Annotated in this window: 7 protein-coding genes and 1 riboswitch; of the genes, 4 read left to right on the top strand and 3 right to left on the bottom strand. The window is 67.0% G+C overall.

What is annotated here, in order from left to right; genetic code table 11:
• Positions 1-6 precede the first annotated feature (6 nt).
• Both GPA_RS11375 and GPA_RS11380 read right to left on the bottom strand, forming a co-directional pair.
• A complete protein-coding gene (locus GPA_RS11375) occupies positions 7-420 on the bottom strand; it encodes a hypothetical protein (protein ID WP_015539944.1) in 414 nt (137 codons plus the stop codon).
• Between the two features lie 210 nt (positions 421-630).
• A complete protein-coding gene (locus GPA_RS11380) occupies positions 631-2,046 on the bottom strand; it encodes an alanine/glycine:cation symporter family protein (protein ID WP_015539945.1) in 1,416 nt (471 codons plus the stop codon).
• A 619-nt stretch (positions 2,047-2,665) separates the two neighbouring features.
• On the opposite strand from GPA_RS11380, the gene GPA_RS16905 reads away from it, so the two are divergent.
• Complete coding sequence (locus GPA_RS16905; protein ID WP_015539947.1) at positions 2,666-3,004, top strand: helix-turn-helix domain-containing protein; 339 nt, start codon at positions 2,666-2,668, stop codon at positions 3,002-3,004.
• Between the two features lie 25 nt (positions 3,005-3,029).
• On the opposite strand, the gene GPA_RS11390 is transcribed toward GPA_RS16905, so the two are convergent.
• Positions 3,030-4,451 carry an alanine/glycine:cation symporter family protein gene (locus GPA_RS11390; RefSeq protein WP_015539948.1) on the bottom strand — a complete coding sequence of 474 codons (1,422 nt, stop codon included), beginning with the start codon at positions 4,449-4,451 and terminating at the stop codon, positions 3,030-3,032.
• A gap of 179 nt (positions 4,452-4,630) precedes the next feature.
• Positions 4,631-4,816: riboswitch (FMN riboswitch) on the top strand.
• Between the two features lie 155 nt (positions 4,817-4,971).
• Between GPA_RS11390 and GPA_RS11395 the strand changes: the two genes are divergently transcribed.
• The 3 genes from GPA_RS11395 to GPA_RS11405 form a co-directional block, all read left to right on the top strand.
• Positions 4,972-5,568, top strand: coding sequence for an ECF transporter S component (locus GPA_RS11395; protein ID WP_015539949.1), 597 nt, complete (start codon positions 4,972-4,974; stop codon positions 5,566-5,568).
• A 65-nt stretch (positions 5,569-5,633) separates the two neighbouring features.
• Positions 5,634-6,731: an energy-coupling factor transporter ATPase gene (locus tag GPA_RS11400; RefSeq protein WP_015539950.1), complete on the top strand. Its 1,098-nt coding sequence runs from the start codon at positions 5,634-5,636 to the stop codon at positions 6,729-6,731.
• The coding region (locus GPA_RS11405; protein ID WP_231847635.1) for an ATP-binding cassette domain-containing protein at positions 6,710-7,138 on the top strand (429 nt) is incomplete at its 3' end. The genes GPA_RS11400 and GPA_RS11405, both read left to right, overlap by 22 nt.

The following is a 7,138-nucleotide window of genomic DNA, read 5'->3' on the forward strand; positions in this document are numbered from 1 at the left end:
CGCGGCCTACGCCTGCTTCTTCACCTGCGCGGACAGGTACAGGCACACGGCCACGATAACGACGCTGACGAGCGACCACAGGTCGAACGTGCCCTGCGCGAGGGACATGCCCAGGCCCACGAGGCCCAACACGAGCCCGATGATGCACAGCACGAAGAACGGCCCCACCTTGCGCGGGTTCTTCGCGCCGCGCAGGCCCAGCAGGCCGATGACCAGGTCGACGATGCCGCCGACGATGGTGCCGCCGCCCAGCGCCGCGGCCATGACGTTGGCCGCCTCCGCGGTGCCGTTCACGTCGATGGTCTCGCCGGCCAGAAACGAGCCGCCCGCCACGAGGAAGATGCCGAACGCCGTCATGACCACGGCGTAGATGATAAGGAGCAGGGAAACGACCTTCAAGGCCTTCTGGGAACCGGACATGCTGGACTTCCTTTCGAAACGCTGGATACGGTACCCCGCCCCGGAGCGGCAAGGGCCGGCCGGAGGACGGGAAGCGCGCCGCCCCCTCGGCCGGCGCGCTGCAAAGCGCTTCGATTATAAGGCGAGGGAGGGCGACCGCTCGCCCTCCCTCCGTGGTTCAGCAGATCATTGAACGTGCCGGCCCGACGGCCCGCGCCACCCGTGCACGGGCTACTTCGACGCCAGCACGGGTATGGGCGTCTCGTCCACCTCGTCCAGGTTCTTGTCCCACACATAGTGCTTGGTCTCGCGTGCGATCAGGCCCGACAGCATGAGCACCACGATGATGTTCGGCACGGCCATGAGCGCGTTCGTGATGTCGGAGATGGTCCACACCAAATCGCCGATGCCGATGGCTCCCAAAAACGCCACGAGAACGTAGAGCACCTGGTAGGGGCGCACGGCATGCTTGCCGAACAGGTACGCGGCGCAGCGGTTGCCGTAGTACGACCAGCCGAGGATCGTGGAGTACGCGAACAGGATCATGCCGATGACCAGGATGGGCGTGCCCACGTAGGGAATGGACGCGAAAGCGGCGCTCGTCAGGTCGGCACCGGCCTTGACCTGGCCGGACTCCAGGATGCCGGGGTTGGCGATGAGCGTTGACACCAGCACGATGCCCGTGAGCGCGCAGATGACCACGGTGTCCCAGAACGTGCCGGTCATGGACACGAGCGCCTGGCGCGCCGGGTTGCGCGTGGAGGCCGCCGATGCCACGATGGGCGCCGAGCCCAGGCCCGACTCGTTGGAGAACAGGCCGCGGGCGCAACCGAACTGCAGCGCCATCATGATGCCGCTGCCCACCGCGCCGCCGAACGCCGCCTTCGGCGTGAAGGCGCACTCGAAGATGAGGCAGATGGCGGGCCATACGTACTCCCAGTTCATGCCAATGATGACGACGCAGCCCCACGCGTAGGCGATGGCCATGAACGGCACGAGCTTCTCGCACACCTTCGAGATGACCTTCACGCCGCCGAAGATGACGATGGACACCATGATGACGATGGCCAGGCCGATGCCCCATGCGGGAATGCCCGGGAAATTCGACATGATGATGCCCGTCATGGCGCTGGACTGCACGGCCGAGCCGATGCCGAACGAGGCGATAGCGGCGAACAGCGCGAACGCCCCGGCACCCAGCAGGCCCCACCACGGCGTCTTGCCGTCCTTCTCGAACGCGCGGCGCCACGCGTACATCGCGCCGCCGAGCATGTTGCCGTTGTGGTCCTTCACGCGGTACTTCACGGCCGCGAACGTCTCGGAGTACTTCGTGGCCATGCCGAACACGCCGGTGAGCCACATCCACAGCACGGCGCCGGGCCCTCCGGCCAGGATAGCGGTTGCCACGCCCACGATGTTGCCCGTGCCGATGGTGGCCGACAGCGCCGTGCACAGTGCGCCGAACTGGCTGATGTCGCCCGGGGCATCCGGGTCCTTCGTCACCGACAGCTTGATGGCCGTGGGCAGCTTGCGCTGGATGAAGCCCGTGCGGAATGTCAGGAACAGGTGCGATCCCAGAAGGATCACGATCATCGGCGGTCCCCACACGAACGCGTCGATATCGGTGATGAGCTGGACGATGTCCATTGGCAACCTCTTTTCTGCTGGTGAATCCCCCTCGCGCAGTGCCGTTGCCGAAAAAGATTCCACCGATTGCCCGGGAAGCCCCGGCAATCCGATGAGAAGCCGTTTCGGCATGGGCGCTTTCGCGCACTAAAGTGGTTGGATTATAGGTGCAGGATCCGGCGAGGCGCGCCGAAAACGGCGAAATTCCCAGCGAGCGGGGCCCCGTCGCCCGGTCGCGGCCGACGGGCGGGTGCCGAGGCGCGGCGAAGCCCCTCGCCGGCCCGGCCGGCACCACGGCGCTCAGAAAGCCACGAGCATGACCTCGATGCCGTTGCGCTTGAACAAAGGCTTCATATATTCCGGGTCGCGCAGCTCGGGCAGCACCTGCTGCAACGCGAAGAACACAGTGCATTCTTGGCACTTGCCATGATATAGTATCCTAGCATGAGTTCATTTATAAATGAACAATGAGATTCAAGCCCTGCGAGGGTGATGGCCCATATCCGCGTAGCCGATTCGGTGGTGCTGCTCCATCCGTTTCAAGGGCATCGCGGAACCGGGAACATCCCCGCCAGCACCGTCGCAAACGCGGTTCGGCAACAGCGCCTCGTCGTCGAGCTGCTGGAACAGGAGGAATACGATGGAGATTGAGCCGATCGAAGCAAGGGACTACCGCGCCTTCATGCGGGACTTCCACACGCCGGGCACGCGCGCCTATGACCATGCGCTCGATATCAGCGTCATGATCTGGGAGCTCATGCAGGAGCAGGGGCTCTCGAAGACCGAGCTGGCGCGCCGTATGGGCATATCGAAGTCGCACCTGTCCAACTTGCTGAACACCCAGCCGAACATGACGCTGGAGACCATCGCGAAGTTCGAGCTGGCACTCGACGTGGAGTTCAAGTTCAGCTTCGTCCCGGCCCCCGCCCCAATTGCCGAGGCAGCCGTGGAGGACGCCCCGGCATCGAAGCGCGCATAAACGCCGTCACGCGGGGCGGGTGCCGCTACTTGCTCTCCACGACGGGGATAGGGTCCTCGTCCACCTCGTCGAGGCAGCCGTCGTAGACGTAGTGGCGGGTGCCGCGGGCCACGAGGCCCGACAGCAGCAGGATGGCCACGATGTTCGGCAGGGCCATGAGCGCGTTGCCGATGTCGGACACCGTCCACATGACATCGCCCACGCCGATGGCGCCCAAAAACGCCACGGCCACGTACAGCACCTGGTACGGCCTGATGGCGCGCCTGCCGAACAGGTACGTGACGCAGCGGTTGCCGTAGTACGACCACCCGAGGATCGTGGAGTAAGAGAACGCCACCATGCCCAGCACCAGGATGGGCGTGCCGATGTAGGGGATCTTCGAGAACGCGGCGCTGGCCAGCTCGGCGCCCGAGAACAGCGTGGGGTTCGCCAGGATGTCGGCCTGAATGCCGGGGTTCGCTATCATGGTGGACACGAGCACGATGCCCGTGAGCGCGCAGATGACCACGGTGGACCAGAACGTGCCGGTCATGGCGATGAGCGCCTGCTCGGCCGGGTTGCGCGTCTTGGCGGCGGCCGCGATGATGGGCGCCGACCCCAGGCCCGACTCGTTGGAGAAGAGCCCGCGCGCGCAGCCGAACTGCAGAGCCATCATGATGCCGCTGCCCACCGCGCCCCCGAACGCCGCCTTGCCCGTGAACGCGCACTGGAAGATGAGCGCCACGGCCTCCCCCACCACCGGGGCGTTGAGCGCCAGGATGACCAGGCAGCCGCCCGCGTACGCCACGGCCATGACGGGCACCAGCTTCTCGCACACGTTCGAGATGGTGCGCACGCCGCCGAAGATCACCACCGAAACCAGCACGACGATGCCAATGCCGATGGCCCAGGTGGGCACCGGCACGCTCGACGCGATGATGCCCGTCATGGCGGACGCCTGCACGGCCGACCCCGTGCCGATGGTGGCCACGGTGGCGAACGCGGCGAACGCCACGGCGCCCAGCTTCGCCCACCAGGGGGTGCGGCCGTCTTCCTTCTTGAATGCGCGCTCCCACACGTACATGGCGCCGCCGAGCATGTTGCCGGCATGGTCGCGCACGCGGTACTTCACCGAGGCGTACACCTCCACGTACTTCGTGGCGATGCCGAACACGCCGGTGATCCACATCCAGAACACCGCACCCGGCCCGCCCGCCAGGACGGCGGTGGCCACGCCCACGATGGAGCCCGTGCCGATGGTGGCCGCCAGCGCCGTGGCCAGCGCGCCGAAGTTGGAGATGTCGCCCTTGCCCTGGGGGTCCTTGCGGAACGACATGCGGATGGCCTGCGGCAGCTTGCGCTGGATGAAGCCGGTCTTGAAGGTGAGGAAGACATGCGTGCCCAGAAGGAGCACGATCATGGCCGGCCCCCAGACGAACGCATCGATGCTGTTCAGGATTTCAAGCATACGAGGCGGTATTGTACCCGAACGGGGGCGGCTGGCCGCAAAACTGTAGCCGACGCACACAATTGGAGGCCTCCTGCCGGTGCGCCCGCAGCTACTACCCACTTCGCCGCTTCTGTCCGGTCTTTCTCGGCACGCCGGTTGCGCGGAGGTGCCGAGGCCGCTACAATGGGCCGCGATGGATTCTGTTTCAGGGCGAGGTGAAATTCCTCACTGGCGGTAATCGGACAGCTGGCGCAAGCCGCGCCAAGCCGAGAGTCCGCGACCCTGCGACGGCGTGCGCCGGCCACCGCCGAGCGCGCCCGGGCAGGCTGACACCGGTGAGACTCCGGGACCAACGGTTAAAGTCCGGATGGAAGAGGCAGATATCGCATCGGCTGCGACCGCTTGCCGTGGAGGCCGGCCGCGTCCCTGCGAATCACAAGCCCGTATGACAGGAGTGGAATTCATACGGGCTTGCTTCTTCTCTGCGAGGCGGGAGGCGAACCCGACCAGGCACAGCCCCGCGGAAAGAAGGTCGACCATGACCGAGAAGGCGCAGAGAGCGCAGAACCTCGAATTCACGAACACGAACAAATGGGATACCCGCCAGCTGGTGACGATGGCCCTCATGTGCGCCATCGCGGCGCTGCTGTCGTTCATCCAGATCCCGCTCATCCCCGGCGTCACGTTCCTCACCTACGACCCCTCGCTCATGCCGGCCATGGTGTGCGGCTTCGCCTTCGGGCCCGGCGCGGGCATCGCCGTGGGCGCCGTGGCGGCCGTCATCCACGGGCTCATCCTGGGCGAGTGGGTGGGCTCGCTCATGAACATCGTGGCCACGCTGTGCTTCGTGTGGCCGGCGGCCGCCCTCTACCGCCGCAAGCGCACCTTCAAGCAGGGCGTGATCGGCCTGGTTGTGAGCGTGCTGGCGGCCACGGTGGGCGCCATCGCGGCGAACCTGACCATCGGCGTGCTGTTCTGGTACGGCAGCGTGGACGTGATCCTGCCCATGCTGCTACCCGCCATCGTCCCGTTCAACCTGGTGAAGGGGACGGTGAACGCCGTGCTCACGCTCATCGTGTACAAAGCCGTCTCCAACCTGATAACGCCGAAGAAGTCGCAGGTCAAAGGACATTAGGCCGCATCGTCAACCCAGTCCCTCGCAGCGCCGAGCCGGCCCGCAGGACTGCAGTTAGGAAGCGTATGATTCACTGCACCGACATCGAGTTCACCTACGACGGCGAGCGCTTGGCGCTGGCCGGGGTCGACCTGCACGTGGCCCCCGGCGAGTTCGTCTGCATCTTGGGCGGCAACGGCAGCGGCAAGAGCACCCTGGCGAAGCACCTGAACGCGCTTCTGCTGCCCGACCGGGGCACCGTGACCGTCGACGGCTACGACACGGCCGAGCCGCGCGACGTCTACCGGATACGCTCCACGGCGGGCATGGTGTTCCAGAACCCCGACGACCAGCTGGTGGCCTCGCTCGTGGAGGACGACGTGGCGTTCGGCCCCGAGAACCTGGGCGTGGAGACGCCCGAGCTGGCCCGGCGCGTGCGCGACGCGCTCAAACAGGTGGGCCTCGTGGGCTTCGAGAAGCACGAGACGAACGCCCTGTCCGGCGGCCAGAAGCAGCGCGTGGCCATCGCCGGCGTGCTCGGCATGGAGCCGAAGATCCTCATACTGGACGAGGCGTCGGCCATGCTCGACCCGCGGGGGCGCAAGGGCCTCATGCGCGTGTGCCGCGAGCTGAACGGGCGCGGCATGACCGTGGTCATGATCACCCACTTCATGGAAGAGGCCGCCGCGGCCGACCGCGTGGTGGTGCTCGACCGCGGCAAGGTGGCGTGCAACGGCGCGCCGCGCGACGTGCTCGTGCGCACCGACGTGCTGGCCGGCTTGAACCTGGAGGTCCCCTTCGCCTGCGACCTGTCGCTCAAGCTGCGGGAAGCGGACGTGGACGTGCCGGTGTGCGTGGAGGAGGCCCCGCTCGTGGATGCCATCGCCGCCGTGCTGGGCGAGGGTCGCCAAGCGGAAGGACCGGCGGGGGCTTCGGCGGAGCCGGAGGGCGCGGCAGCGCATCCGCAGGCCGCCCGCAAGACGGCAGGGAAGGACGCCCGCCATGCTCCGGCGAAGGCGGCGCAGGCGCGGACGAGAACGCCGCCATCGCGTTCGAGAACGTCTCCTTCACCTACAACCCCGCCAAGGGCAAGCGCAAGCGCGCCGGCAAGCGAGAGGGCGCCGAGGGGCCGCACCCGGACTGGGGCAACGACCCCGACGCCGTGTGGGCGCTGCGCGACGTGAGCTTCGCCATCGCGCCCGGCGAGTTCTTCGGCATCGCCGGGCACACGGGCTCCGGCAAGTCCACGCTCATCCAGCACATGAACGGCATCCTGCATCCCACGTGCGGGCGCGTCCTGGTGGAGGGCCGCGACGTGGCAGACAAGGCGCAGGCTGCCCGCGTGCGCGCCGACGTGGGCGTGGTGTTCCAGTACCCCGAGCACCAGCTGTTCGCCGACACCGTCTACCACGACGTGGCGTTCGGCCCGCGCAACCTGAAGCTCTCCGACGAGGAGGTAGATGCCCGCGTGCGCGAGTCGCTCGCGCTCGTGGGCCTGGACTTCGACGAGATAGGGAACGCAAGCCCCTTCGAGCTGTCGGGCGGCCAGCAGCGCCGCGTGGCGTTCGCGGGCGTGCTGGCCATGCGCCCC

The sequence above is a fragment of the Gordonibacter pamelaeae 7-10-1-b genome (assembly GCF_000210055.1).
Lineage (GTDB): Bacteria > Actinomycetota > Coriobacteriia > Coriobacteriales > Eggerthellaceae > Gordonibacter > Gordonibacter pamelaeae.

Coding starts and splice junctions, on each gene's coding strand:
- GPA_RS11380 (WP_015539945.1), bottom strand. CDS start 2,046: ATGGACATCGTCCAGCTCATCACCGATATCGACGCGTTCGTGTGGGGA.
- GPA_RS11400 (WP_015539950.1), top strand. CDS start 5,634: ATGATTCACTGCACCGACATCGAGTTCACCTACGACGGCGAGCGCTTG.
- GPA_RS11375 (WP_015539944.1), bottom strand. CDS start 420: ATGTCCGGTTCCCAGAAGGCCTTGAAGGTCGTTTCCCTGCTCCTTATC.
- GPA_RS16905 (WP_015539947.1), top strand. CDS start 2,666: ATGGAGATTGAGCCGATCGAAGCAAGGGACTACCGCGCCTTCATGCGG.
- GPA_RS11395 (WP_015539949.1), top strand. CDS start 4,972: ATGACCGAGAAGGCGCAGAGAGCGCAGAACCTCGAATTCACGAACACG.
- GPA_RS11390 (WP_015539948.1), bottom strand. CDS start 4,451: ATGCTTGAAATCCTGAACAGCATCGATGCGTTCGTCTGGGGGCCGGCC.